This is a genomic window from Aureivirga sp. CE67, from assembly GCF_015767245.1.
Taxonomy (GTDB): domain Bacteria; phylum Bacteroidota; class Bacteroidia; order Flavobacteriales; family Flavobacteriaceae; genus Aureivirga.
In genome coordinates, this window is record NZ_JADOTV010000001.1 from 33134 (window position 1) to 59274 (window position 26141).

The 26141-nt window shown below is 28.3% G+C and carries 26 protein-coding genes and 1 pseudogene; 8 read left to right on the forward strand and 19 right to left on the reverse strand.

The genetic code is table 11. From position 1 onward, the window contains the following. Window positions 1–10 precede the first annotated feature (10 nt). Window positions 11–934 (forward strand): DMT family transporter, encoded by a 924-nt coding sequence (locus I0K12_RS00140; protein ID WP_196884873.1) that lies wholly within the window; start codon window positions 11–13, stop codon window positions 932–934. A gap of 110 nt (window positions 935–1044) precedes the next feature. Here the strand turns inward: I0K12_RS00140 and I0K12_RS00145 are convergent, their stop codons facing one another. From I0K12_RS00145 to I0K12_RS00180, 8 genes are all read right to left on the reverse strand, one after another. Beyond that, the gene (locus tag I0K12_RS00145; protein ID WP_196884874.1) at window positions 1045–1743 is read right to left on the reverse strand and encodes a response regulator transcription factor; all 699 of its coding nucleotides are present in this window, start codon (window positions 1741–1743) and stop codon (window positions 1045–1047) included. A gap of 11 nt (window positions 1744–1754) precedes the next feature. After that, entirely contained in the window at window positions 1755–3356 is a 1602-nt protein-coding gene (locus I0K12_RS00150) for a sensor histidine kinase (RefSeq protein WP_196884875.1), read from the reverse strand. Between the two features lie 116 nt (window positions 3357–3472). Next, entirely contained in the window at window positions 3473–4057 is a 585-nt protein-coding gene (gene coaE / locus I0K12_RS00155) for a dephospho-CoA kinase (protein ID WP_196884876.1), read from the reverse strand. Then, the gene (locus I0K12_RS00160; RefSeq protein WP_196884877.1) at window positions 4054–4914 is read right to left on the reverse strand and encodes a hypothetical protein; all 861 of its coding nucleotides are present in this window, start codon (window positions 4912–4914) and stop codon (window positions 4054–4056) included. The genes coaE and I0K12_RS00160 overlap by 4 nt, the downstream gene beginning before the upstream one ends. Before the next feature lie 181 nt (window positions 4915–5095). Further along, window positions 5096–5413, reverse strand: a complete 318-nt coding sequence (yajC, locus tag I0K12_RS00165; RefSeq protein WP_196884878.1) for a preprotein translocase subunit YajC — start codon at window positions 5411–5413, stop codon at window positions 5096–5098. A gap of 19 nt (window positions 5414–5432) precedes the next feature. Continuing rightward, a complete protein-coding gene (locus I0K12_RS00170; protein ID WP_196884879.1) occupies window positions 5433–5990 on the reverse strand; it encodes a DUF1573 domain-containing protein in 558 nt (185 codons plus the stop codon). Window positions 5991–6027: 37 nt separating this feature from the next. Further along, a complete protein-coding gene (gene nusB, locus I0K12_RS00175) occupies window positions 6028–6966 on the reverse strand; it encodes a transcription antitermination factor NusB (protein WP_196884880.1) in 939 nt (312 codons plus the stop codon). A gap of 94 nt (window positions 6967–7060) precedes the next feature. Further along, window positions 7061–8161: a Glu/Leu/Phe/Val family dehydrogenase gene (locus tag I0K12_RS00180; protein WP_196884881.1), complete on the reverse strand. Its 1101-nt coding sequence runs from the start codon at window positions 8159–8161 to the stop codon at window positions 7061–7063. A gap of 270 nt (window positions 8162–8431) precedes the next feature. Here I0K12_RS00180 and I0K12_RS00185 point away from each other — a divergent pair, with 270 nt between their 5' ends. From I0K12_RS00185 to I0K12_RS00195, 3 genes are all read left to right on the forward strand, one after another. Further along, complete coding sequence (locus I0K12_RS00185; RefSeq protein ID WP_196884882.1) at window positions 8432–10186, forward strand: ABC transporter ATP-binding protein; 1755 nt, start codon at window positions 8432–8434, stop codon at window positions 10184–10186. 80 nt (window positions 10187–10266) lie between these two features. Beyond that, entirely contained in the window at window positions 10267–10632 is a 366-nt protein-coding gene (locus I0K12_RS00190) for a PUR family DNA/RNA-binding protein (protein ID WP_196884883.1), read from the forward strand. Window positions 10633–10755: 123 nt separating this feature from the next. Beyond that, complete coding sequence (locus I0K12_RS00195; protein ID WP_196884884.1) at window positions 10756–11775, forward strand: succinylglutamate desuccinylase/aspartoacylase family protein; 1020 nt, start codon at window positions 10756–10758, stop codon at window positions 11773–11775. Window positions 11776–11831: 56 nt separating this feature from the next. Here I0K12_RS00195 and I0K12_RS00200 read toward each other — a convergent pair whose 3' ends face one another. The 7 genes from I0K12_RS00200 to I0K12_RS00230 all read right to left on the reverse strand — a co-directional run bounded on the left by I0K12_RS00200 (window position 11832) and on the right by I0K12_RS00230 (window position 18144). Further along, window positions 11832–12755 carry a hypothetical protein gene (locus I0K12_RS00200; protein WP_196884885.1) on the reverse strand — a complete coding sequence of 308 codons (924 nt, stop codon included), beginning with the start codon at window positions 12753–12755 and terminating at the stop codon, window positions 11832–11834. Between the two features lie 345 nt (window positions 12756–13100). Beyond that, window positions 13101–13529 carry a hypothetical protein gene (locus I0K12_RS00205; RefSeq protein WP_196884886.1) on the reverse strand — a complete coding sequence of 143 codons (429 nt, stop codon included), beginning with the start codon at window positions 13527–13529 and terminating at the stop codon, window positions 13101–13103. Window positions 13530–13820: 291 nt separating this feature from the next. After that, window positions 13821–14273, reverse strand: a complete 453-nt coding sequence (locus I0K12_RS00210) for a hypothetical protein (protein ID WP_196884887.1) — start codon at window positions 14271–14273, stop codon at window positions 13821–13823. Between the two features lie 83 nt (window positions 14274–14356). Beyond that, window positions 14357–14890, reverse strand: a complete 534-nt coding sequence (locus I0K12_RS00215) for a hypothetical protein (protein ID WP_196884888.1) — start codon at window positions 14888–14890, stop codon at window positions 14357–14359. A gap of 391 nt (window positions 14891–15281) precedes the next feature. Further along, window positions 15282–15605: a hypothetical protein gene (locus I0K12_RS00220; RefSeq protein ID WP_196884889.1), complete on the reverse strand. Its 324-nt coding sequence runs from the start codon at window positions 15603–15605 to the stop codon at window positions 15282–15284. A gap of 164 nt (window positions 15606–15769) precedes the next feature. Further along, window positions 15770–16363 (reverse strand): hypothetical protein, encoded by a 594-nt coding sequence (locus I0K12_RS00225; protein ID WP_196884890.1) that lies wholly within the window; start codon window positions 16361–16363, stop codon window positions 15770–15772. 347 nt (window positions 16364–16710) lie between these two features. Continuing rightward, window positions 16711–18144, reverse strand: a complete 1434-nt coding sequence (locus I0K12_RS00230; protein ID WP_196884891.1) for a T9SS type A sorting domain-containing protein — start codon at window positions 18142–18144, stop codon at window positions 16711–16713. 132 nt (window positions 18145–18276) lie between these two features. Between I0K12_RS00230 and I0K12_RS00235 the strand changes: the two genes are divergently transcribed. After that, window positions 18277–18843 carry a DinB family protein gene (locus I0K12_RS00235; RefSeq protein ID WP_196884892.1) on the forward strand — a complete coding sequence of 189 codons (567 nt, stop codon included), beginning with the start codon at window positions 18277–18279 and terminating at the stop codon, window positions 18841–18843. Window positions 18844–19014: 171 nt separating this feature from the next. On the opposite strand, the gene I0K12_RS00240 is transcribed toward I0K12_RS00235, so the two are convergent. Continuing rightward, the gene (locus I0K12_RS00240) at window positions 19015–20013 is read right to left on the reverse strand and encodes a M28 family metallopeptidase (RefSeq protein WP_196884893.1); all 999 of its coding nucleotides are present in this window, start codon (window positions 20011–20013) and stop codon (window positions 19015–19017) included. A gap of 250 nt (window positions 20014–20263) precedes the next feature. On the opposite strand from I0K12_RS00240, the gene I0K12_RS00245 reads away from it, so the two are divergent. Further along, a complete protein-coding gene (locus I0K12_RS00245) occupies window positions 20264–21277 on the forward strand; it encodes a hypothetical protein (RefSeq protein WP_196884894.1) in 1014 nt (337 codons plus the stop codon). Between the two features lie 60 nt (window positions 21278–21337). Here the strand turns inward: I0K12_RS00245 and I0K12_RS00250 are convergent, their stop codons facing one another. Then, window positions 21338–21835 carry a hypothetical protein gene (locus I0K12_RS00250; protein ID WP_196884895.1) on the reverse strand — a complete coding sequence of 166 codons (498 nt, stop codon included), beginning with the start codon at window positions 21833–21835 and terminating at the stop codon, window positions 21338–21340. A gap of 139 nt (window positions 21836–21974) precedes the next feature. On the opposite strand from I0K12_RS00250, the gene I0K12_RS00255 reads away from it, so the two are divergent. Then, window positions 21975–22457 (forward strand): phosphoribosylaminoimidazolesuccinocarboxamide synthase, encoded by a 483-nt coding sequence (locus tag I0K12_RS00255; RefSeq protein ID WP_196884896.1) that lies wholly within the window; start codon window positions 21975–21977, stop codon window positions 22455–22457. 468 nt (window positions 22458–22925) lie between these two features. Here I0K12_RS00255 and I0K12_RS00260 read toward each other — a convergent pair. Continuing rightward, window positions 22926–23861, reverse strand: a pseudogene (locus tag I0K12_RS00260) (2-hydroxyacid dehydrogenase); the annotation flags it as partial. Between the two features lie 243 nt (window positions 23862–24104). After that, window positions 24105–24923 (reverse strand): 3-methyl-2-oxobutanoate hydroxymethyltransferase, encoded by an 819-nt coding sequence (gene panB, locus I0K12_RS00265; protein ID WP_196884898.1) that lies wholly within the window; start codon window positions 24921–24923, stop codon window positions 24105–24107. Between the two features lie 446 nt (window positions 24924–25369). Here panB and I0K12_RS00270 point away from each other — a divergent pair, with 446 nt between their 5' ends. After that, window positions 25370–26140, forward strand: a complete 771-nt coding sequence (locus I0K12_RS00270) for an amidohydrolase (RefSeq protein ID WP_196884899.1) — start codon at window positions 25370–25372, stop codon at window positions 26138–26140. Window position 26141 lies beyond the last annotated feature (1 nt).

Below are 26141 nucleotides of genomic sequence, written 5' to 3' on the forward strand. Positions count from 1 at the left end.
TAACAATACTATGTCACAATTCCTGAAAGCACATCTGGCTGTTTTTTTAGCTTATATTTTTTTAGCAATTAATTTAGTTGTCAGTAAAATACTGATGCCAGATGTCATGGATCCAAGTAGTTTGTTGTTTTTAAGAATTATTGCTTCGCTTCCGTTTTTAGTTATTTTTTATATTCTGAATTTTCAAAAAGTAGCTAAAAAAGATATTGGAATTTTGATTCTTTGTAGTGTTTTAGGAATTGTTCTTGACAATGCTGGTTTTTATTTTGGTTTAAACCTAACTTCACCTATTGATGCTACAATCATCATGACTTTAGCTCCAATTTTCACTTTAATTATCAGTGTATTTCTAAAATTTGAAAAACTAAATACTTTAAAAATATTAGGAATCGCCTTAGGTGCAATTGGCGCAATTTTATTGATCACTCATTCCAACGAATCTTCTAAAGGAGCAACTTTATCTGGAAACTTAATCTTTCTTGGAGCATCCATTGTTTATGGTTTATATGTAGTTTTTTCGAAGCCTTTAATCAAAAAATACAATGCACAAACAGTCCTATTTTGGCTTTTCGCTATAGGAACTATTTTTATTTTCCCTACAACCATAAATTCAGTACTAGAAGTGAATTGGTCAGAAATTAATTTCGGCAATTATTTATTAATTAGTTATACCGTAATATTAGGGACTGTATTAAGTTATCTTTTAGCAATTTATTCTTTAAAACATCTTGCTCCATCTACATCTGCAAGTTATATCTATATTCAACCTATTATTGTATTTCTTTCCGTTATTATCATTGATTTTTTTGATGTAAACAAAGATTTTAAAAATGATATTTCTTGGATTAAAATTTCAAGTTGTTTGATTGTTTTTGGTGGAATTGTTTTGATTATTAGAGCTAGAGTTCGAGAGTTAAAAAAAGAAAAAGTATAGTTTTCTATAAAATCTAATAAATAAAAATCCTGTTTAAATTCTATTACAAAATTCAAACAGGATTTAAATAAAAACAGCTATTCATATTGAATAGCTGTTTTACATAATCTTTATACTTTTTCTACCAATCGGAAACCTTCACCGTGGATATTTAAAATTTCCACTGAATCATCTCTTTTTAAGTATTTTCTAAGTTTAGCAATATAAACATCCATACTTCTAGATGTAAAGTAGTTATCATCTCTCCAGATCTTAGTTAGCGCTAACTCTCTAGGCATTAAATCATTTTTATGAATTACTAACATTCTTAGTAATTTATTCTCTTTCGGAGAAAGTTTTTGTGGTTCTTCTCCATCAAAAGATAAATGTCTTAATTTAGAATTAAAAGCAAACTTACCTACATTGAATTCAAACTGATCTGCATCTGAATTTTTATCTACTTCTTTTCTCTGAAGTATCGCTTTAACCTTGTACAATAAAACTTCTGAATCAAAAGGTTTGTTTAAATAATCATCTGCTCCTGCTTGATAACCTCTTAATACATCTTCTTTCATTGTTTTAGCAGTTAAGAAAATGATAGGCACCTCTGGGTTTGTTGTTCTGATGTCTTTTGCTAATGAAAATCCATCTTTTCTAGGCATCATAACATCTAAAATACATAAATCAAATTCATCATTTTTAAACATAATTAAACCTTCTAAACCGTCTTTAGCATGTGTTACATCAAAATCATTCAATGCTAAATAATCATTTAAAACTGTTCCAAAATTTGGATCATCCTCAACCAATAAAATTTTACCGTTTTTCATATCTTCACTATTTATATCAAGGGTAATTTAATATAGAAAGTACTTCCTTTACCTTTCTCACTTTCTACATACACCACTCCCTGATGTTCCTCAACTATTTTTTTAACATACGACAGGCCTAATCCGTGTCCTTTAATATTATGAATATTTCCTCTTTGTTCTCTATAAAACTTTTTAAATACGTTTTTCTGAACCGATTTACTCATACCAATACCATGATCTTGTATTTTAATCACAATATTTTTTGGTGTATTTTCAATATAAATATCAACTTTAGGTTCGTCTTCCGAATATTTAATTGCATTATCTAACATATTGACAAGAACGTTTGTCATGTGAAATTCATTTCCTAAGAAAGTTGAATTTGTCACATTATAATGTCTTTTAATATATCCATTTCTTGAGTTAACAATTAAGTCAACATGAGAAATAGCTTCGTCCATTAACTTAACAATATCAATATTTTCTTTATTTAAATCTAACTGATTTTTCTCTAATCTTGAGATTCGTAAAACGTTTTCCACTTGTGAATGCATTCGTTTGTTCTCTTCACGAATCATACCAATGTATCGTTTTACTTTTGTTTTATCATCAATAATTTTGGGGTTCTTTATAGCATCCAAAGCTAAATTAATTGTAGCAATAGGAGTTTTAAACTCATGAGTCATATTATTGATAAAATCTGTCTTCATTTCAGAAATTCTCTTTTGTTTTATCATCTGATAAATAGCAGTTCCAAAAGCTACAATAATAATGACTATAAAAAATACAGATAAGATCAACATTTGAAATATTGTTGACAAAATGTATTTTTTTTGTCCAGGAAAACTAACATATAATTGATAATCACTTGCTCCATTGTTATCTTCAAACATTGGAACCATATATGTTTGTTCGTTATCTTTATTAAAATATCCAGAACGTATTGGAGTTGCAAAATGATTATTATAAACTCCGTATTTAAAATCTGTTGAAATCCCTCTTAGCGTTAATTCCTTTTCTATTGCTGCTTTCAATTTATTATTTGAAATCCTTTTATTAATCGGAATTACCTTCGCCAAGGTATTAAAGCTCATTTTAAAATTTTCTATATGTAAATTATCAAAACTAGCTTCTTTTGTATAGGATTCTGCTTTATTAAATTCTTTATTATCTTCAGCTTCATCATAATAATCAATCTTTTCTTGACTAAATATTTTTTTGAAGCTTAGTGAATCATTGATAAAAAGATCATTATCCGTCAATTCACCTTCAAACATTTCATTATCAAAAATTTCTGACGGTACATCATATTTTTCTTCAAAAACAGATTGTTCATAAGTAAAAATCGTTTTACCTGTAGTATCCATTCTTTGTAGAATAATCTTCTTTAGATCAGAACTTTTCGGTTTTGGTATCTCTTCTATTTTTTGAAGTACTACATTATACCAATACAGAGCTTCTTCGGTAGAGATATCATCAGAGACATTTGCTAATGCAAATTGTACATCTTTTTTAAATTCTTTATCTCTAATTTCAATAGAACTTTTGATCCAATAAACTTGAACTATAATACTTCCTACTAAGGAAATACTCATCAATAATATAATGAGTACAAAAACCTTTTTTCTCATACTTCAAAATTACACTTTTAACAGGATCGTTATATTTATTTTAACGTTTATTAACATATTTTGAAAGCTTTTATTAATTTCTTAACAATAAAAAATAAATTCGCATATCTAGATTCTTAATTATTAAGTAATTCATTATGTATTTTTAAAACTTTTAGTTTTAATTCAGACTCTGTTTTATTTTCTATAACATAATCTGCTTTCTCTATTTTAATTTCGTCAGGTAATTGTTTATCAATCCTTGCCAGAACTTCTTCCTTTGTACTTTTATCTCGTTTGATCACTCTTTCGATTCGATTTTCTAACGGAGCTGTTACCACGATTATTTTATCACAAAGTTTATCACTTCCATTTTCAAACAAAATTGCATTTTCATAAATGATATAATCCTTAAGTCGGTTATTTTCTTTAAACATTTCAAAATGCTTAAAAACTTCCGGATGTACTATAGAATTTAACAATTCTAGTTTATTTTTATCATTAAAAACAATATTTGCTAAATATTCTCTATTCAATTTACGATTTTTATAAGAATTTTCACCAAAATTTTTAATAATTTTTTCTTTAAGCTTTTCTGAGGTGTTCATAATCTCTTTCGCTTCAGTATCGGCAATGTATGTTGGAATGTGCAATTCTTGAAACAATTTTGCTACTGTAGTTTTCCCACTTCCTATTCCTCCTGTCAGTCCTATTACTTTCATTTATTAATTAAAAATTCTATTTTATTTGGTATAATTCTTACTGAATTTATATATTTTGGTTTTATGATAACTTTAGGTAAAAGATAATTTAAATTTTGTGATTTCGAATATTCATAATCACATTCTACCTTAAACAAATTTTTATCCAAATCCTTAAATTTTTCAATCGGTACTTGGCATTTAATTTCTACCTTATTCGGAAAAGTTATTATTTTATCTTCCTTTGGTAAATTTATTACTTCAAAATCTACTTCAACTGTAGCTTCTGTATATTTTAAAACTTCTGCTTTAAGAACTACTTCTTTTTCCGAAAAATTCACATTTTTAATATTTTCAGGAATTTTTAAAGGCAAAAGCTTTTCGATATTCGAAGAAATATGTTGTATTTCTACTTTCTCTGTATGTATCTCATTCAGGTTCTGTAATGCATTACTCGATCCCATTACAGTTACTGAATCTGGAATTAATTCGTATTTTCCTTTTATATTAATTCCTGTTTCAAATTGAAAATTCACATCAGCGATAACGGGAATTTTCCTAGAAATATTTTTATTTAGCTGTATAAAAATCGAATCCGTATATATTTTTTGCAGATTGGTATTTTTATCCAACTGATCTTCAATTTTTACAAAATGTGATTTTGGTAAATAGAAATATTTATTTTTTCCTAAAACTTGTATATCATTTAAATCAACTTTAAGAGTTGGAGTCGTAAATTTATATTTCAACAAATTAAACCCTGTCCCTTGAATCAATACATGTAATTGTTTATTAGAATAACTACTTAATTCTTTTTCTTTTGGTAAGTTTATATACTTTATATCAAAATACGCTGGAGTTGTATATTTTTTCGACAATTTGATGAGTAGCCAACTAATCGTTGAAAGGCATAAAAAAATAAGAAACGTCTGAAATTTCTTATTTGTTCTCAATTTTCGAAATAATAGCATTTATCTAAACATTGGTGTTATATAAAATGTAAGATAAAAAAAGTGAGCCAAATAAGCTCACTTTTAATAGAATATTTTAATATTCAGCTTATTTTTTCTCTGAAGTTGTATCAAACTTTTTACTCAATTCCATTGAAATTGCTGATTTTTCCATCTTCAATTTACCTGCTCCGGTTTCTACTACTACAGTTCCATCATTTTCATTGATTTCTGCAATCTTACCATGAATTCCACTTGTAGTAATAATCTTTTTACCTTTAGTCAGTTCAGATTGAAAAGATCTTTCTTGCTTTTGTTTCTTCATCTGAGGACGAATCATCATGAAATAAATCACAACAAACATTACTAAAATAATTGCAATGTTATACTGACCTCCTGCTTGTAAAAATATTGCTGAATGTATCATTTTCTATACTTTGTTTAAATTATTTTTTTGCTGCTGCTTCCGCTTCTTTTTTAGCTTTCGCTTCTTCTCTTCTCTTTCTTGCTTCTTCAGCTCTTTTCTTTCTTTGTTCAGCTTTTTCTGGATCTGGCTCTACGTTTGCTTTGATTTTGATAAGCTCTTTACCTTTCGCAGTATTTGTAGTTAAAGTAACTGTTTTAGTTTGTCTGTTTGGTTTCCCGTTAGAGTTAAATAAAACTTTGATTACTCCTTCTTCTCCTGGCTTGATAGCTTTTCCTTTTGGATAATCAGGTACAGTACATCCACAAGATCCTTTAGCATTAGAGATAATTAAATCAGACTTTCCAGTATTTGTAAATTTGAATTCTGTTTCAACTTTATCTCCTTCTTTAATATCACCAAAGTCGTGTTCAGTTTTTTCAAATTTAATTACTGGTGCATTTTCAGTATTTTTTACATCTCTTTCTTTTGCTGCTTCAACTTTAGTTGCATCAATTTTTTTTGCTGCATCTCCTCCGTTATTACATGCTGCGAATGCAAGAGTAATAAAGGCTCCTAAAATAATAGTTGTTTTTTTCATCTTGATTTATATGATTAATTTTGGTAAAAATAAAAAATTATAACAATCCTCTCCCAATTTTCTCGATTCTTTTTGAATCAGAAAATTCTTTTTGTAATTTATCTAATACCCCATTGATGAAATAACTACTCTTTTTTGTAGAATAATCTTTAGATATCTCAATGTATTCATTAATCGTAACTCGCACAGGAATAGAAGGGAATTTTAAAAATTCACAGATTGCCATTTTAATTAATAACATATCCATGTCTGCAATTCTATCCGTATCCCAGTTTGGTGTTTTATCTGCAATTTCCTCACCATATTTGTCATGGTGTAAAATTACTCTTCTAAATAAGTTTAAAACAAAACGCTCATCATCCATGTCTTTGTATAATCTATCAACAACAAACTGACGATCTGTTTTAATCTTTTTTAGATTTTTCATAATCCAAGTATTCACAAATGGAATATCATCTACCCATCCTAAAAACTGATCTTCAAAATAATCTTCTAACTTTTCATTTGGCGCAATGATGTGTTTGAAAACATTGATCACAAAAGTCTTATCTTCTTGCTCAGATCTTTCTGCATTTTCCATGTATTTCACATAGAAATCACTTTCTTTAATCAAGTTTAAAACTAAACGAACGTACTCGTCATCCAAATTCCAATTCGTAATTTTTCTTTCCTCGATCTTATCCGTCAACGAAGTACTTTCTGCTAATATTTTTAAAACAGAATTGTCAATAAATTTTGTGTTAGGATTTAGTTCTTCTTTTGAAGCAAGATGCTTTTTCTTAGAAATTTCTATGTCATTTCTAGCCATATCTCTAACTCGTACCAATAAGTCTAGCTTCAAAAGGTACAAATCATACATTTTATCAATACTATGAAGTAAAAACTTCTCTTCTTTTGCTAAATTGTCACTCCCTGACTTTAGCATTGCATACGCCGACTGCATTACTTTTACTCTGATATGTCTTCTATTAATCATCTTTAAAGAACGTTTATAATTTTTAGGGTAAAAAAAAGAGCGGACCTTTTTTAGTTCCGCTCTGCAAAATTAAATATATTTTTTAATATCTATATTATTTTTTTTCATTTTTTCTAGCATCAATTCTAGATTGTGCTACGTTCAATGCTGCTTCATGAGTAGTAATTCCTTCTTTCTCAGCTAAAGAGAAAATATCTAACGTAGTGTTATAAATATTTTCTGTCTTCGTCATGATTTCATCTCTACCATACTTAGCAATCTCAGCATATACATTGATGATTCCTCCAGCATTAATCAAGAAATCAGGAGCATAAAGGATTCCTCTTTCTTTTAATCTATGTCCGTGTTTGATCTCATCAGCTAACTGGTTGTTTGCAGCTCCAGCAACGATTTTAGCATTTAATTGCTCAATTGTGTTATCGTTGATAGTTGCTCCTAAAGCACATGGTGCATAAATATCTACATCTAATCCGTAAATATCAGATCCCATATGAACAGTTGCTCCGTATTTTTTGCTTAACTCTAATAAACGATCTTCATGAATATCGTTGATGATTACTTCTCCACCTTCTTTTGTGATATAATCAACTAAAGTTTCTCCTACGTGTCCAACTCCTTGAACTAAAACTTTTCTTCCTTCTAAGTTATCCGTTCCGAAAACGTGCTTAGCAGAAGCTTTCATTCCCATAAATACTCCATAAGCAGTAATTGGTGATGGGTTTCCAGATCCTCCTCTACTTTCAGAAATTCCAGTTACGTGTGGAGTAACATCATGGATAACATCCATATCACGAGTTTCCATTCCAACATCCTCAGCAGTAATATATTTACCTCCTAATGAGTGAACAAACTCTCCGAATTTTGCCATTAAAGCATCATTCTTTTGTGTTTTTGCATCTCCGATAATTACAGCTTTTCCTCCTCCAAGGTCTAATCCTGTTACCGCAGACTTATAAGTCATACCTCTTGATAAACGTAAAACGTCGTTTAAAGCTTCCCACTCGCTTTTATAACTCCACATTCTTGTTCCTCCTAAAGCAGGACCTAATACAGTGTTGTGAATACCGATGATTGCTTTTAAACCTGTTTCTTCGTCATTGCAAAAAACAATTTGTTCGTGACCGTTAAATGAAAGTTGTCCGAAAACTGGATCCATTTTTTTAAGGTCTTTTACTTCGATAGTTTCTGATGTCATTTTGTATATTTTTGTTAATTGAAACTTTAATTCCCTGCAGAATGAATTATTTTAACTTTTTAAGATTTTTGTCAAAAGTTCGCCTTTTAAAATTATCTTGTTAAAAAAAACATTTTGTTAGTAAATACTGAATTTCTCTACGTATTTTTGACAAAATTATTTGCATTCACTCTATTCGTTGTTCGCAAATTTAATTTTTTAGTTTACGATTTCAAAACATTCAATTGTTTTTATACAATTTTCAAAGAAATAAAATAACAAAACTTTAAAATGAAAGCCTTAAAATATTTAAATAAATACTTTATAAAATATAAATTTCAGCTAATTCTTGGGTTATTTATTACCGTATTGGCAAAAATATTCGCTCTTTTTGTTCCTCAAATAATTGGGCAATCCATTGATATTGTGACAGATTACAAAAACGGAGTGGTTACAGAGCTTTCTGAAGTGAAAACACAATTGATGTACAATATTCTGTACATCATCGGAGCTGCCTTGGTTTCTGGTGCTTTTACATTTTTAATGCGTCAGTTGATAATTGTAACTTCAAGAAAAATTGAATTTGATCTTAAAAATGAAATTTTCCAACAATACGAATTACTTTCTCTAAATTTTTATAAAAAACACAGAACCGGAGATTTAATGAATCGAATCAACGAAGATGTAAGTAAAGTTCGTATGTATTTTGGACCTGCAATCATGTACAGTATCAACATGGTAGTTCTGTTTATTGTTGCAATCGTAGAAATGGTAAAAATTGATTTAAAACTTACATTGTACACTATGATTCCTTTTCCAGTACTCTCAATTTCTATTTATTATTTAAGTAAAATGATTAATGAGAGAACAACTGTTGTTCAGCAATATTTATCACATTTGACTACAATTGCTCAAGAAAAATTTTCTGGAATTAGCATTATCAAATCTTACGGAATTGAACCAGATACTATTCGTGAATTTGAAGATGTTTCAAACACTAGTAAAGATAAAAATATTCATTTATATAAAGCACAAGCATTATTTTTCCCAATGATGATTTTATTAATCGGAATTAGTAACATCATCGTAATTTATGTTGGTGGAATGCAATATATCTCAGGAAGAATCAATTTAGGAACTATTGCCGAGTTCTTGATTTATGTGAATATGCTAACTTGGCCAGTTGCAATTGTTGGTTGGGTAACTTCTATCATTCAACAAGCAGAAGCTTCTCAAAAACGTATCAATGAATTTTTACACGAAGTTCCAGAAATCCAAAATAATGCTACTGAAAAATCAGAAATTGAAGGAGATATTGTTTTTGATCATGTAACTTACACTTATGATGACACAAAAATTACAGCCTTAAAAGATGTTTCTTTTCATGTAAAAAAAGGAGAAACTATCGGGATTTTAGGAAAAACTGGTTCTGGAAAATCTACCATTTTAAATTTAGTTTCGAGGCTTTATGATGTTACAGAAGGAGAAATTCAAGTAGATCAAACAGATATCAAACAAGTAAATCTTGGTGATCTTAGAGAAAATATTGGTTTTGTTCCTCAAGAGGCTTTCTTATTTTCGGATACGATTGAAAACAACATAAAATTTGGAGATGAAGAAGCAGATGAACAAAAAGTAATTCAAGCTGCAAAAGATGCTTATGTACATCATAATATAGAAGATTTCAAAGAAGGTTATCAAACTTATGTTGGAGAAAGAGGTGTAACACTTTCTGGAGGACAAAAACAAAGAATCTCAATTGCTAGAGCAATTATCAAAAATCCACAGATTTTAATTTTCGACGATTGCCTTTCAGCAGTAGATACAGAGACGGAGGAAAAAATCTTGAACAATCTTTACAAAGTCAGTAAAGACAAAACTACTTTCATTGTAAGTCATCGAATTTCATCTGTAAAACATGCAGATCAAATCATTGTTTTAGAGGAAGGTAAAATCATACAAAGAGGTAACCATGAAACGTTACTAAAAAAAGATGGGTTTTACAAAGAACTTTATGAACAACAACTTATGGAAAAAGAATTTTGATTTTTGTTGGAAAAGTCAAATATTTTTTTAGATTTGTGATGTATTCAAATGAAAATGATTAACTAAACTGAAAGATTATTATGGATGAAAAAGAACAACTAGAAAGAGAGGAGATTTTTTCGCAGGTATTAAGGGCTGGTAGAAGAACTTATTTCTTTGATGTAAGATCAACAAAAGCAGATGATTACTACCTGACAATTACAGAGAGTAAAAAATTTACTCATGAAGATGGATCATTCCATTACAAAAAACACAAAATTTACTTATACAAAGAAGATTTCACTGAATTCAATGAAATGCTACAAAAAGCTACAGAATATATCATTGAAAATAAAGGTGAAGAAGTAATCTCTGAACGCCACCAAAAAGATTACAAAAAACCAGCAGAAATGGAAACTGCTCAAGTATCAGAGAGCTTCACTGATATAAGTTTCGAAGATATTTAATTTATTCTTAAATTTTATATAAAAAAGACTACTAGAAAAACTCTAGTGGTCTTTTTTTTTCAAGCAACTTATTTTTTTATTAAATTTAAGTAATTGTTAATCAATTATTTAAATACAAAAAATATGTACAACACAAATCCAAAATCTATAAATAAGCTTGATCTTGAAAAATTTGAAAAAGGTACAATTAACCACGTTTGGTTACACATTATCAACAATGGTTTGGGAGAACCTGTCAGAATTCCAATTTGTGTTGCACGAGGAAAAAAAGATGGACCTGTTTTAGGTTTAACTTCCTCTCTTCATGGAAATGAATTGAATGGAATCCCAGTAATTCAGAAAATGATGAAAAGCATCGATGTAGATGAATTAAGCGGAACTGTTGTCGGAGTTTTAGTTGCAAATGTACCTGGATATCTCCTTGAGCAAAGAAAATTTAATGATGACGTTGATTTAAACAGAATTGCACCTGGAAAGCCAAATGGAACGCAATCTGATTTATACATCAATCGCTTTATCGAAAGAATTGCTTCTAAATTCAATTTTCATATTGATTTACATACAGCAAGTGTAGGTCGTGTAAACTCTTATTATATCCGAGCTGACATGTCTGACCCTATCACTTCAAAATTAGCGAGATTACAAAATCCAGATATTATTCTACACAATCCGCCAAATGATAAAACGCTTAGAGGAAACATTCAAGGAAGAGGAATTCCATCAATTACGCTAGAATTAAAAGATCCAAATCTTTTTCAATACGATGTAATTGAAGATAGTTTAATCGGAATTCACAATGTTCTTTATTTCTTAAAAATGGTAGATGGCGAAGTTCTTTGTCCAGTTAAAAATACGATTCTTTGCGAAACTTCATCTTGGTATTATACAGATGAAGGAGGAATTTTATCCGTAAAACCTGAATTGAAACAAAAAGTCAAAAAAGGAGAACTGATTGCCGAAACACAAAATATTTTCGGAAAAGTAATCAAACAATATTTTGCTCCAGAAGACGGAATAATCATAGGTAAAAGTGTTAATCCAGTAAATCAATCAGGAAGTAGAATTGTTCATTTAGGACAAAAACTGAGCGAAATTCCATGTATCACAGAAGATGATACCACTTACATTCAAAACATGAAATAATTTTTCAATTAATCATACTTACTTAAAAAAAGCTTTGAACTTCTGTTCAGAGCTTTTTAATTTTTAACCCATTTTATTAATTCTTCCTGATTTACAATTGACCAACTATGCGGGTGTCTTTCTCCATTAATTCGGAATCCTTTATTTTTCGTCAATATTAATTCTACATCAGATTTTTTCTTCTTCAATATTTCAGCTAGTTTTTCTAAAGAAAAAGCATTCAAATTTTCATATTCATTTTTTCTATTTTCTCTCCACCACTCTACATCTGGCTCTGTGTAAAATCTTAGTTTGGTATTTTTTAATCTTTTTACATTTTTGATATTTTGAGTCTCCAAAGTAAAAATTGAATTCTTTTCATATTTACGGATTGAATCTTCTGGCCTCCCAAATTCTTTGTTTAAAAATTGCAACAACCATTTACTTTCTGCTACCGATTCTTTTGAGAAATCATTTTGAATATTTACGGCCGAAGTTCTATAAAGCGCTAATAAATCAACTGGAGAATCTACTACAAAAACACCTTTCGGATCGATATAAAATTGCTTTCGACTCATGATAAATTCTCCTAACTGCATCGCTACATTTCCTCCACTAGAAAAACCTCCAATAAAGATATCTTTATTGGATAAATGTTTTGTTTCTAAAAAATCTTGTAATTGTTTTGCTAATTGATATTTTTCTTCTTCCGTCAAAAATAACCGCTGATTAAAATTGAAATATAAAATCGCAACATTTTCATCCAAAGCTTTTTCTTTAATCGTAAACTCTTTTTGAATATTTAGAGCATTTCCACCAAAGCCATCAAAAAGAATCAAAACTTGCTCTATCTCATTTGGATACCAAAATTCAAAATCTTCAGTTACAATAGATTTTATTTCTTTTTTCGGTTCCAAAACAACATTTTTATTTTGTTTTTCATCCTTCTCATTACAAGATATAAGCAAAATTGTAAGTAATAGAATTAGTAGTTTTTTCATATTTTTTTATTTAACTAAAAAACGAAGATTATTTTACTTTATAACTCAACGAATTTTCTCTAAATTTTAATTATCTGGAGCTTCCCTTTTTCTTCGTTTCCAAAAACTCAGAAAAAGGTCGGGCTTTTCACTATATCTTTTTTGCTAAATCAACTGAATGAAGAAAAGCAAAAAAGGATGCCGTTGCAATCCCTAAGCCGAGAAAATTATTTTTTTCATATTCAACTTTTGTATAAAAATTTAAACATAAAAAACCAATATTCTTAATTAAAAATAATGTATTATTTTTTGAGTAACTGGTACAGGACTCTTGATAATTAATCACTTTCACCTTTCGTTATTCATTCAAGAACGAGCAGAGGAATTATTTTCAAATTTAATTATAAGTGAATTTATAATATCTATCTCTCCATCATTTAATAACCCATTTTCAATATAAAAACCTAAAGTATCGATTATATATTCATACTCTATTTCATTTCTTATCTTTTTTCTTTTTATAATTTTAACTAATTTATTTTCTCTCTCAAAAGGCAGTTTATTTTTTAAAATCTCTTCCCAAAAAGAATTGATATGATCACCTGAAGATTCCTGAAAATAACTAAATAGCTCTTGAGATAAATACTTAATACTTGTAAGATTTTTAAATCGAGGTTCAACGTCAATAATCTCATTTTTTAATCCTTCATAGTAGTTAATAAAATGTTTTTTTTCTTCCTCACTTATAAAAGTTGTTTTTTTCAAAATAAATATTGCTATATCTATAACTTTCAACAACTTAACAGATTCTGTTTGATAATTTCGTCTCATATCAAATTTAAACTAACAAATAAAACTCTTAAATACTTTCTTTTCATACATAATATACTTCTTCGCGTCTAGATTTTTAGAAATAACCTCATTAATTGAATTTCTAGCCCCTACTATCGCTCAAATCCTTTCGAGTGACACACAACAATACACAAAACTTTTAAACATAAAAAACGGCATTCTTAATTTAAAAAACTGGGTTTGTTTTCTTAAATAGCAAATATATCGCAAAATACAAATTGCGATAACGGTTATTTATTCTAGCAAAAGTGGAGTTGAAAGATCAAAATTATTTTTTTCTAAAAATTTCAAAAACAATTGCTTTTCATCTTTAAAATAATAAGCACTACTTGTAAGAAAACCTAAATTTAAATCCCTATTAAAATATAGAGTATCTTTAGAGTTATCTATTCTATTTTCATATATAACAGCAAATGTCATATAATCTATTTCATCTATTCTTTCTTGACTTTCAAAATAATCTACTAAACTTAAAAATTCTTCAATTTGCACATTTTTTTTAAGAACTAACTCTTTTATTTCATCTCTCCACCCCTTTTCTCCTATATACCACCAAGGAAATTCAATTTCATAAGGATCTGGACTTGTAATTGGGTAAGACATATATTCCATATCCCTATAAATTACAACATTAGAAGAACATCTAATAAAAAAAATTATAAAAACAATATAACTGATCTTTCTCATTTCTTTTTTATTGGTTAGTTGAATTTGATTTTTTTACTTGAACATCTAATAGGAAAAGAGAAATAATATTTTCATAGATTCCATCAATAATCAATCTTTTTTAAATCTTTTGAAAAATCTTGCATTTTTAATTTATCAATGATTTCATCATATATTGGCAAATAAATTTTCGATTCATAATCAAATTTTTTTGATTTCTTTCTTTCTACTATTATTTCTCTATATTTTTTTATATAAAGTTCAAAATTAGATGAATCTACAATTTTAATAATAGCTAAATAAATAAAACCAAAAATTAAACCTGCATGAAATTCCCCTTTATTTTCAAATTCTTTTTTAACTCCATATAAATAAATATTATTTAAACTATGAAACTTTAAAAGTAAAGGAACTACACTATTTTCTATCCATGCCTTAAAAAATTCTATGTTTTTTTCTAACATCTCTTCATCTTGCATATCAAAATAAATAGGCTGATATTCCAAGCCATAATATTCACAGCACTTTTTATTGCTTAATGAAATACTAAAAGTCGAATATTTTCTAAAATCTTTTATATTTGCCCCCTTATAAAACTCTTCAAACCATTTGTGTAAAAATTTATATTTCCATTCCAAAGAAGGTAATGCTTTAATAACAGCACAATCATTAATAATGTCAAATTATAAATCTAATATGATTTTAACATCCAATTGAGTATTTTTTTTTAGTACAAATCCCTTATATGATTTTGAAAATTTAAACTCCTTTAATTCAGTAGTTCTATTTAATAATATTTCATATAAATTATTCCTAAACTCACTTAACGAAGTAGCTTGCATCTTTTCTATATATTATATATTTTATCACTTATATCTTAGTACTTTTCTAATGCTCAAATCTTTTCGAGTGACACACAACAATTACACAAAACTTTTAAAATTTAATTTGGAAATATTTTTATTAAACAATTTTTATTCTTTTTCATTTTTTCCTTTAAATCTAATCGAAAATAAAAACTTATTCTTATTAAGCATCGTTAATTGCATAATTTAATAATTTCACTGCAATATCATTATCTGAAATAACTGAATCAATGCCCTTTAACTCTTCAATTACATCCAAAAAATAATAAAAATCGAAAAGATTATAATATTTCACATCATTAAAAAGAAATTCAATATTTCCTTTTGTTTTTTCTATTTCAAAAAACATTAATTCATTTTCTAAATCAAAAGGTTTCTTCATATAAATCTCAACAACTCCTGATTCTACATCAAGAGATTCTTTATCACAAAAATTCTGATAATCCCCTTTCTTTCTAAAATAATTAACTAATTCAATAATTTTCATATTATTAAAATTTACTTCCTAATATCATTCGAATTCTTTTAAGCACCACACAACAAAACACAAAAATTGAAACATAAAAAAAACAGCATTTTTAATTAAAATATTAGGTTTGGTTTTTTGAGAATCTGGTACGCCACAAGTTAAAAACTTACGGCAGCGCTTAGTTATCTAAAACTCTCAGGATCTGGGGCCAGCGAAGGGTACCAATTAGCTTTAAAATTCAAATAATCGTTACTTAACTTTCTCTTTACATATTTTCGAACTATAGGATATTTACCAGGCCTTATCATATAAATAGTATCCGAATAAATTTCAAAATATCCATCTGCAATACCATATTTTTGCATTTGATTTATTTCTGTAAATAATTTAAAAACAACTTTATTATTTTTGATATGAAAAACACCTCTTCGACCATTTGTTTCAGGATCAAAATCTTTTTTATGTAAAAAATCATCTCTATCTAAATAAAAACTATTAAAACAACCATTAGAATAAAATCTATAAACATTATATATAGAATTTTCAACATTATTATAATCTAATCTTGCTGGAACATTTGTTAAAATATTATATTCTTCATAAACTGCATTTGTATCTATTTTTGAAAATATTTTTTTATCTAATGGAGAACTATTAGTTTTAAATAGCTCATTATTTTTTGGTACTTTTGTCTTATTATTCTTTAATAAATAAAAATTAGTTTTACAAGAAATAAAAATAAACAACAATAGAATAATATAATATCTAGAAATCATACAAAGTAAAATTTAAATTCTTCATCTGAATAAATGGTTTCATTGGATAAATCACCAGCCAATCTAATACAATAATATTGTTTTTTAAACAACCTTTCCACCACAAAACAAAAATTTCAAGAATAATTTTCATCAAAATATTACAAAGTTTGGAGCTCCCCTTTTTCTTCGTTTCAAAAAACTCAGCAAAAGGTCGGGCTTTCCGCTATATCTTTTTTGCTAAAGCAGCAATATGAAGAAAAGCAAAAAAGGATGTCGCTGCAATCCCTAAGCCGAAAAATTTAGGCATAAAAAAAGCTGTAGTACCAAAAGGAATCACTACAGCTCACATATGAAAATTTAAGTTGCTATTTTATAATCAATTTCTCCATAAAGATTTTGTCAGAAATAACTTTTACCATATACATTCCCGATCCTAAATCAGAAACATCTAACAAATTCTCTTTTGAAGTTTTTACTTTTCTACCTTGAATATTATAAATCTCTACTTCTTGTAGATTTTTCACCAGAAAAGTAATTTTATTCTGAGCAGGATTTGGATAAATTTTATCTAAATGAATTTCTTCAATTTCTTCGATATCTAAATCATTACATTGTGTTTGTAAGTCTGATTCCGAATTACAATTTGCTAAATTACCACTCAAGAAAATTCCTCCCTGAATATTTCCTGCTAACAAAATATTACAAATCCCAGTACAGTTATCTAAAATATTATTATCCGAAATAGTCAACCCTCCGTTGATATTTTGCAGATCTTCCAAACCAGCTAAACTTGAAAGTGTCTGATTAAAAGAAATAGAAAAAGCTCCGTTGATATTATCCAAAGATTGAATTCCTTGCATATTGATCATTTTTTCATTTAAAGCAATCAACAAATCTCCTGTAATTGTCGTTAAAGAATTAAAACCAACTAAGTTTGTGATTTCCGTATTAAAAGCGATAATTACAGAACCACTAACAGTTTCTAAATTCTCAAAACCTGTAAAAGAAGTTACTCCCATATTTCCTTGAAGGTATAAATCCCCTCCAACTGTCGTAACATTCTCCATCCCTTCAAAGTTTAAAAGAGAATTATTACTAACAATATTTAAATCTGTTCCTGTAAAATTGATTTTAGCAGTGTCTCCATCTCCAGTTAAAGAACTTAGCATTGCATTCGATTGAATTGTCAACTCTCCTTCTACTTCAACCTCGTTAACCAAACCTGAAAAATTCGCTAAAAGAATATTACTATTTATAGATAAATCAGTTACCGTAATACTTTTTAAAATTCCTTCTAAAGTCAATAATTGTGGATTTTCAGAAATCTCGAATTCTCCCACAACACCTTCCAAAAGATCTAATCCTCCAAGATTTGCAAGAATCCCATTTTGTCTAATAAAAAATCCTTGACCTACGCCTTCCAATCCTTGAAGCCCTGCTAAATCTGGTAACATATCATTGTTTTGAATCACAAAATCGCCATCAACATTGGTTAGCGCAGTAATTCCTAAATCACCTCCATTTGGACCAAGAGTTTGCAATTGCGGATTATTAATAATCCAAAGTGAACCTTGAATATTGGTAAGATTTGAAAGTCCGTCAAGATTTTGAATAGTAGAACCATCATTATCAATATTTCCTACATAAATCGATTTTGGAAAATCTGTACAATCTGGATAAGTGGTTTTAAAAGCGTCCAATTCTGCTTGTGTAGAAAAAGTCAGTATCTCATCTGGACAATCTTGGGAAAATAAAAAAGTAGGGATTAGTAAAACTAAAAATAGTAGTATTTTTCTCATGTCATCTTCATTTATCATTCACTATCTAATTTACTAAAATTTAAAACTCTATTCTACAAATAATTAAAATATTTCTGAGAAAAAAACGTTTAACATTACGTTTTACTTAAACACAAAAATCAAAATATTTATATGAAAAAAATAATTACACCATTTCTCTTTGTTTTTCTAATTTTTAGTAAAAATATTTCTGCACAAGAAGCCAAAATTAAAAGCCAAGAAGGATTTTCTCCTCAAATTGGAACAATGGTTTCTATGTTGGAAGATTTAAAAAAAAGAGTTGAATATCAAGTAAAAAATTTGAATCAAGAACAAACAGATTTTCTACTAGATGAAAAAGCTAATAGAATTGGAGCCATGATTCTTCATTTGGCTGCAACAGAAGTTTACTATCAAAATGCAACTTTTAATAATGGCGCTTTTAATGAGGATAAAAAATGGACTTTGGCTTTACAACTTGGAAAAAAGGCAAGAAAAAAACTAAAAGATAAACCAATCCAATATTACATGGATATTTGGAATGAAGTACGAGCAGAAACTTTAAGATTTTTAAAAACAAAAGACGACGCATGGTTTAATGCAAATATGGAAGGGAATCCAAATATAAATAATTATTGGGCATGGTTCCATGTGATGGAACACCAAGCAAATCATATGGGGCAAATTGCATTAATCAAAAAAAGAATGCCAAAAAAATAAACATTATCACGTTTGATTTTGTATAAAAACAAACAGATTGTCCATTTCCCCTCTTGAGAGGGGCTAGGGGTGTGTTTTTAGATAAAACAAAATTCCCTAATAAGATTTTAAACGTGATAATGGCTAATAATTCATAAAAAAACCGAAGCTTTTGACTTCGGTTTTTGTTTTTTATTTCTTATCTACTACGATTCTATTTTCTCTATTTGCCAATTCCCAAGCTGTATAGAAAACCAATTTTGTTCTTTTCTTCAAAAGCTCATAATCGATTTTATCTGGCGTATCTGTAGGTTTGTGATAATCTACGTGTGTTCCGTTAAAATAGAAAATGATTGGAATATTGTGTTTTGCAAAATTATAGTGATCCGAACGGTAATAAAAACGGTTTGGATCATTTTCGTCGTTGTATTTATAATCTAAAGCTAAGTTTACATGCTCTTTGTTTGCAGCTTCGTTGATATCGTGCAATTCCGTACTTAATTTATCTGCTCCAATTACATAAACAAATTCTCTATTATTTTCATGTGCTTCATCCACACGACCAACCATATCGATATTTAAATTCGCAACTGTATTCACTAAAGGAAATAATGGATTTTCTGTATAATATTTAGATCCAAATAATCCTTCTTCTTCTCCTGTTAAGTGTAAAAATAAAAGAGAACGCTTTGGTCCGTTTCCTTCATCATACGCTTTTTTGAAAGCTCTTGCGATAGCTAAAACTGAAGATGTTCCTGAAGCATCATCATCAGCTCCGTAGTGAATTTCTCCATGATCTAATCCCATGTGATCATAATGTGCAGAAATTACAATAATTTCTTCTGGTTTTTCGCTTCCAGGAATAAAAGCAACTACATTTTCAGAATCATCATTCGAACGATTTTGGAAAAATGCTTTTGGGATATCTTGGAAATAATTTGGAGCATTTTTTGGTGCTTCTATTTTCTCCTGCTTATAAACATTTGCTAAATAATCCGCAGCTAATTTTTGTCCTTTTTCTCCAGTTCTTCTTCCTTCAAATTCGTCAGAAGCTAATTGGTATAAATCTTTTTTTAACTCTTCTGTTGTTATCGTATTCGCATAATACGTTTCTCCTCTTTTGCTTTTTTTAATCCCTCCACAGGCAATAAAAAAAACTCCAGCAAGCATTAACAATGAGATTTTTTTCATGTAGTACTATTTTTAGTTTTTGTTTATTTATTCGATATCCAAAAATAAAGAAATCATTTGAATTATAATATGAAAAGATTTTAAGTAAAAATCAATCGAAAAAAAATTTGTAAAAATTTCAATTAACCTAATAGTATTTAGCTTAATTAATCTGGATTAAATCTTTATTTAAATCACAGAAAACCTTTCTTTTAAAATGTTAAAATCGTAAATTTAATCTCTGAAAAGCAACCATTCAAAAACTACGATTATGCTAAAAAAATCAACACTTCACTCTAGCATTTTTATATTTGGAATTCCTTTGTTTCTCTTCGGAATTCTGATTTTAATTTCACAAACAGCATTTTTAAGAAATCCTAATAATTTACTTGCGCTTGGTATTTCTTTAGATTTATTTTTATGTATTCCTTTAATCTATTTTTTCCTGATTCGTAAAACAAAAATTCCCAAAACTACCATTGTTCCTATGATGGTTATTGGTTTTTTGATAGGAACTTATATTTTGCCAAAAGAACATCATTTTTATCTACAATTATTTAAAACTTGGTTATTACCAATTATAGAAATTACCGTTCTAACCTATGTTTTAATTAAACTAAGAAAAACACTTATCAAACTTCGAACAATTAAAAATTCGGATACTGATTTTTTTACTGCTTTAAAAAATACTTGTAGCGAAATTTTACCAAAAAAATTAGTTCTGCCTTTTGCTACAGAAATCGCTGTGATCTATTTCGGATTTTTTCAATGGAGAAAACGAAAACAACAACATGAAAATGAATTCACCTATCATAAAGAAAGTGGCTCTTTGGCTTTAATGGCCGTAATTATTTTTATGGTTTTGGTAGAAACTGTAGCTATGCATTTTTTATTACAGCAATGGAGTTCTCTTGCAGCTTGGATTCTTTCAGGATTTAGTTTGTATACTTGTTTACAATTTTTTGGTTTTTTGAAATCTATCTCTAAAAGACCAATTTTAGTTACAGAAAATTCTCTAATACTAAGAAATGGAATTATGAATGAAACAAATATACTTTTTGAAGACATCGACTCTATTACTTATAGTTCGAAAGATTTGGAAGAAAATAAATTAAGTGTAAAACTTGCAATGTTGGGAGAACTGGAAGGACATAATGTTATTTTAAAACTAAAAAAAGAAAATGAACTTGTTGGTATTTATGGACTTCGAAAAAAATATATTGAAATTGCTTTTTTCGTAGATGATCTAAAAGGTTTTAGAGAAAAAATGGCACAAATTCATTAAACGAAAAACAAGAAATAATTAACAAAAACACTAATAAATTTCTACAGTTTGTTAGTGTTTTTATTTTGATTTAATTACTCTACCTGGAATCATATTTTCTTTTTTATCTGCGAAATTTCCATCATCCCAATAATAATATTCCGCATGACGATATTCACCAAGATTTATCGTATCAAATTCATCTAATTCCTCAGACCTCCTTACTCCCAATTCTTTTAAAGCTTCATTAATTGTAACATTATGTAATACTTTTTCACCATTTTCAAAATAAGCAGCATATTGTTCTCCAAATCCGCCAAAATAATCTGTTTGAATCAGCGCAAATTTTTTCATCCCAATTTCTTTGGCCAAAAACATGGTAAGATCACAATCCCAATCAAGATGTTCACTTTTTTCTTTAATAGATAAATCTAATATTTCAGCTAGTTGACACATTGCTTCCAATTCAAAAATAACAATCACATATTCGTTTTCAAATGCAGCTGCTAAACCATATTCTTTGATTTTTTCTTTATTTACATTTTTATCTCCAATAATTGCCGAAATGTGATGTCCCATGATATTTAAAGCTATTTTTTAGAATAAAAGTTCTGTTTTCTCTTCAAACTTTATCAAATATAATAATAAACAAGATTCTCTTTCATTATTTTATCTACTTTTAGCAAAAATTAAGCTAATAAATATTCTTGTTGAAAAAATGAAAAAAACATTTAAAACTAAAACTGGTTTTTGTCATATCTTGGATGATAAAATTGTTTTTACAAACAATAATTCTATCGAAAACTTATCTAATCTCAGCACAGAGAACAACATTATAAAAAGCTTAATTCTATACGCATTGATGTCTATCCTATTTTTTTATTTGAGTTATGAGAGTTTTAAAATAGAACATTATTTTTCTGCAACTTTATTGGGAATTTTCGGTTTACTGCTGATTATAGGAAATACACAAAGCACTAACAATTCTAGCACTAAAATAATTGAACGAAATAGAATAAAAGAAATCAAATTTAAAAAAGCTAATTTATTTATTACACGCTCTAGGTTTGAAGTTTTCTTTGAAGATAAAAACAATAAAATTAAAAAGAGGATGATTTTACTTCCAGGTTCTCTTAGCAAAGGAATGAGTGAAACTGAAAAAGCTCTTGAAATAATGAAAGAAGAAAATCTATTTATTTAGAATATCAATAAAAAATTAGCCTACTCCATAAAGTAGGCTATTTGATTTTTACAACAAATGAGAATCTATCGGTTCCCAAAGTTCAATTTTATTATTTTCACTATCCAAAACCCAAGCGAATTTTCCGTATTCGTATTCTTCAATTCCTCCTACAATCGTCACATCTTTTGATTTTAACTCTTCTAGAAATGTTTCCAAATTAGCTACACGATAATTAATCATAAACTCTTTTTGACTTGGATTAAAATATTCCGTGTCTTTTGGAAAAGTAGACCATTGTAAAAATGTCTTTTTATCCGGATTATCCAAATCTCTGGAAACAAAAGAAGCTCCGTATTCATTTACATCGATTCCTAATTTTTCTTTGTACCAATCTTTTAAATGAACAGGATTTTCAGCTTTGAAGAAAACTCCTCCAATTCCTGTTATTTGCTTTTCTTGGTTTTCTACTTTATCTTTTTTCTCAAAAAATTTATTTTCTACTTTATCAACAATTGTTTGTGCTAATTTTTCTTTACTTTCTACAGTCCAACCTGCTACATGCGGAGAAAGCAAGACTTTATCTGAAGAAATTAATTCTCTAAAATATGGATTGTCAGAGTCTGAAGATTCAAAGAAATTTTCGAAAGAAGATTTTTCATATTCTAAAACATCCAAACAAGCTCCTAAAATTTTCTGATTGTTTATTGCTTCCATCAAATCTTTTGTAACTACGGCAGAACCTCTCGCTGTATTTATCAAATAAAATGATTTTTTGAAATTATTGATAAATTCAGCATTTACCATTTTATTCGACAATTCATTATGCGGCGTATGAAGCGAAAGTACATCCGCTTTTTCTTGAAGTTCTTCTAAAGAAACTTGACGACAATTCATATCTCCAACATTTGGCTTGATATCATAACAAATAACATCTACATCAAAACCTCTTAGTTTTTTAGCAAATGCTTTTCCCATGTTTCCATAACCGATAATTCCAACTGTTTTTCCATCCAGCTCAATTCCACGATTATCTTCTCGAAGCCATTGTCCATTTCTAATTTCTAAATCTGCTTTCTTCAAATTATTGAATAATGCAAGAATCATCGCTAGAGCATGCTCACCTACAGCATTTCTATTTCCTTCTGGTGCAGAAATCAATTCAATTCCTTTTGACTTTGCATATTCTACATCAATATTTTCTAATCCAGCTCCTACTCTTCCGATAAATTTCAGATTTGTAGCTGCATCTATAAATTCTTTATCAATCGAAAATCTACTACGAATTACAATTCCATCATAATCTTTAATGATTTCTAGAATTTCTTTTTTCGTTCCTTTATAGTTTTCAACATTTTCACATCCTAAATCTTTTAATTGATTTATAAGAAGTGGATGATTGGTATCTAGATGTAGTACTTTCATTTTTTGGTTTTGTTTTTCTTTTAAATAAAATATTTTATTTTCTCGATATTAATATTATCAGTTTAAATTCTTAGTGGAGAGTTTTATTTAATCTGTAACACACCCCTAGCCCCTCTCGAGAGGGGAACTTTCTCATCTATCTTTAAAAATAGCTTAAACATTTTTCAATAAAATATTTCTTCCTAAAAATAAAAAATCCTAACAGAAAAATTGTTAGGATTTAAGTTTATGTTTTTCAATAAATTAATATTGTTCTTTTTCGTTTGGAAAATCAACTGACTTCACATCATCGATATATTGTTTGAAAGCACCAGTCATTTCTTCATATAAGTTTAAATATCTTCTTAAGAATTTTGGATTAAACTCATGTGTCATTCCAACCATATCGTGTGTTACTAAAACTTGTCCGTCTACTCCAGCTCCAGCTCCAATTCCAATTACTGGAATAGAAATACTTTCTGCAACTTCTTGAGCCAATTTCGCAGGAACTTTTTCTAAAACTAAAGCAAAACATCCCATTTTTTCAAGCATTTTAGCATCTGCTTTTAATTTCTCAGCCTCTGCATCTTCTTTTGCTCTAACAGTATATGTTCCGAATTTATAGATAGATTGTGGTGTAAGACCTAAATGCCCCATTACAGGAATTCCAGCATTTAAAATTCTTTTTACAGACTCTTTAATCTCTTTTCCACCTTCCACTTTGATAGCATGTCCTCCTGATTCTTTCATGATTCGAATCGCAGAACGAAGTGCTTCTTTAGGATCTGATTGATAAGTTCCGAAAGGAAGATCTACAACTACTAAACTTCTTTTTGCAGCTCTAACTACAGAACTTGCATGATAAATCATCTCGTTTAAAGTAATTGGTAATGTTGTTTCGTGACCCGCCATTACGTTTGAAGCTGAATCTCCTACTAAGATAATATCGATTCCTGCTCCATCTACAATTTTAGCCATTGTATAATCATAAGCTGTTAACATAGAGATTTTTTCTCCATTAGCTTTCATTTCAATAACTGAATTTGTAGTAACTCTCTTATATTGCTTTTTTGCTACTGACATTTTTTATTAAGTGTTTAAAAGTCGGTGCAAAAGTACGGAAATTTATACACATATTAATTATTTGTAAATTCTTTGTAAATATCAGATTAGCTTTAATCTTATAATTTTCAGTATAAAATCAAGGAAATAATATCTTTTAAAATTAATGAAGAAAATTATCAATTCTAATTTAGATTCTTATTCATTTTCACGTTTAAAGTTTTATGAGAAAATTTTATTTAATCTAAAACACACCCCTAACCCCTCTCAAGAGGGGAACTTGACAATCAGTATATTTTTAGACTAAACCAACCGTGAAAATATTCATTTTTTTCTTGATAAAAAATCAAACTAAAAAGAGACTCTTTCTTAAAACAGTCAATTTTAATTTTTAAAGAAAAAACAAGAGAAACATTTTAAAATTAAAACGAAAAACTTAAATTCACACAAAAGAAAATAACACAACAATGGAATTGAAAGTAAGCTATATTCAAACGGAGTTGTTTTGGGAAAATAAACAGAAAAACCTGGAAATGTTTTCCGAAAAAATTGCTTCTATTGAAGAAGAAACAGATATCATTATTTTACCAGAAATGTTTACAACTGGTTTCTCGATGGATCCTGATTATTTTGCAGAAGAGATGAGCGGAAATTCTGTAGAATGGATGCAAAAAGAAGCAAAAAAGAAAAATGTTTTATTGATAGGAAGTTTGATTATAAAAGATGATTTTAAATATTATAATAGGCTTCTAGCAGTTTTTCCTGATGGAAATATTCTTCAATATGACAAAAGACATCTTTTTACTTTAGCTGGTGAACATAGAGTGTATAGTGGAGGAAATGATCGTTTGGTTTTTGATTATAAAGGTTGGCGAATTTGTCCATTGATTTGTTATGATTTACGCTTCCCAGTTTGGAGTAGAAACACGGAAAATTATGATGTTTTAATATTTATAGCAAACTGGCCAGAGCGAAGAAACTTTGCTTGGAAACAATTATTAATTGCTCGCGCGATCGAAAATATGTGTTATACTATTGGAGTGAATCGAGTTGGTTTGGATGGAAATAAAATAAATCATTCTGGAGATTCGGCAGTGTTAGATTATTTTGGTAATAATTTGATAGAAGAAAATTCGAATAAAGAAGAAATTAAAACCATCACACTTCAAAAAGATCCAATGAAAAAAGCTAGAAATAAGCTACAGTTTTTAAATGATCAAGATAATTTTACGGTATAAA

Excerpts from the sequence above, each read along its gene's own strand:
- I0K12_RS00140 (WP_196884873.1), top strand. The coding sequence starts at position 11 with ATGTCACAATTCCTGAAAGCACATCTGGCTGTTTTTTTAGCTTATATT.
- I0K12_RS00145 (WP_196884874.1), bottom strand. The coding sequence starts at position 1,743 with ATGAAAAACGGTAAAATTTTATTGGTTGAGGATGATCCAAATTTTGGA.
- I0K12_RS00150 (WP_196884875.1), bottom strand. The coding sequence starts at position 3,356 with ATGAGAAAAAAGGTTTTTGTACTCATTATATTATTGATGAGTATTTCC.
- coaE (WP_196884876.1), bottom strand. The coding sequence starts at position 4,057 with ATGAAAGTAATAGGACTGACAGGAGGAATAGGAAGTGGGAAAACTACA.
- yajC (WP_196884878.1), bottom strand. The coding sequence starts at position 5,413 with ATGATACATTCAGCAATATTTTTACAAGCAGGAGGTCAGTATAACATT.
- I0K12_RS00170 (WP_196884879.1), bottom strand. The coding sequence starts at position 5,990 with ATGAAAAAAACAACTATTATTTTAGGAGCCTTTATTACTCTTGCATTC.
- nusB (WP_196884880.1), bottom strand. The coding sequence starts at position 6,966 with ATGATTAATAGAAGACATATCAGAGTAAAAGTAATGCAGTCGGCGTAT.
- I0K12_RS00180 (WP_196884881.1), bottom strand. The coding sequence starts at position 8,161 with ATGACATCAGAAACTATCGAAGTAAAAGACCTTAAAAAAATGGATCCA.
- I0K12_RS00185 (WP_196884882.1), top strand. The coding sequence starts at position 8,432 with ATGAAAGCCTTAAAATATTTAAATAAATACTTTATAAAATATAAATTT.
- I0K12_RS00190 (WP_196884883.1), top strand. The coding sequence starts at position 10,267 with ATGGATGAAAAAGAACAACTAGAAAGAGAGGAGATTTTTTCGCAGGTA.
- I0K12_RS00195 (WP_196884884.1), top strand. The coding sequence starts at position 10,756 with ATGTACAACACAAATCCAAAATCTATAAATAAGCTTGATCTTGAAAAA.
- I0K12_RS00200 (WP_196884885.1), bottom strand. The coding sequence starts at position 12,755 with ATGAAAAAACTACTAATTCTATTACTTACAATTTTGCTTATATCTTGT.
- I0K12_RS00210 (WP_196884887.1), bottom strand. The coding sequence starts at position 14,273 with ATGAGAAAGATCAGTTATATTGTTTTTATAATTTTTTTTATTAGATGT.
- I0K12_RS00220 (WP_196884889.1), bottom strand. The coding sequence starts at position 15,605 with ATGAAAATTATTGAATTAGTTAATTATTTTAGAAAGAAAGGGGATTAT.
- I0K12_RS00225 (WP_196884890.1), bottom strand. The coding sequence starts at position 16,363 with ATGATTTCTAGATATTATATTATTCTATTGTTGTTTATTTTTATTTCT.
- I0K12_RS00230 (WP_196884891.1), bottom strand. The coding sequence starts at position 18,144 with ATGAGAAAAATACTACTATTTTTAGTTTTACTAATCCCTACTTTTTTA.
- I0K12_RS00235 (WP_196884892.1), top strand. The coding sequence starts at position 18,277 with ATGAAAAAAATAATTACACCATTTCTCTTTGTTTTTCTAATTTTTAGT.
- I0K12_RS00240 (WP_196884893.1), bottom strand. The coding sequence starts at position 20,013 with ATGAAAAAAATCTCATTGTTAATGCTTGCTGGAGTTTTTTTTATTGCC.
- I0K12_RS00245 (WP_196884894.1), top strand. The coding sequence starts at position 20,264 with ATGCTAAAAAAATCAACACTTCACTCTAGCATTTTTATATTTGGAATT.
- I0K12_RS00250 (WP_196884895.1), bottom strand. The coding sequence starts at position 21,835 with ATGGGACATCACATTTCGGCAATTATTGGAGATAAAAATGTAAATAAA.
- I0K12_RS00255 (WP_196884896.1), top strand. The coding sequence starts at position 21,975 with ATGAAAAAAACATTTAAAACTAAAACTGGTTTTTGTCATATCTTGGAT.
- panB (WP_196884898.1), bottom strand. The coding sequence starts at position 24,923 with ATGTCAGTAGCAAAAAAGCAATATAAGAGAGTTACTACAAATTCAGTT.
- I0K12_RS00270 (WP_196884899.1), top strand. The coding sequence starts at position 25,370 with ATGGAATTGAAAGTAAGCTATATTCAAACGGAGTTGTTTTGGGAAAAT.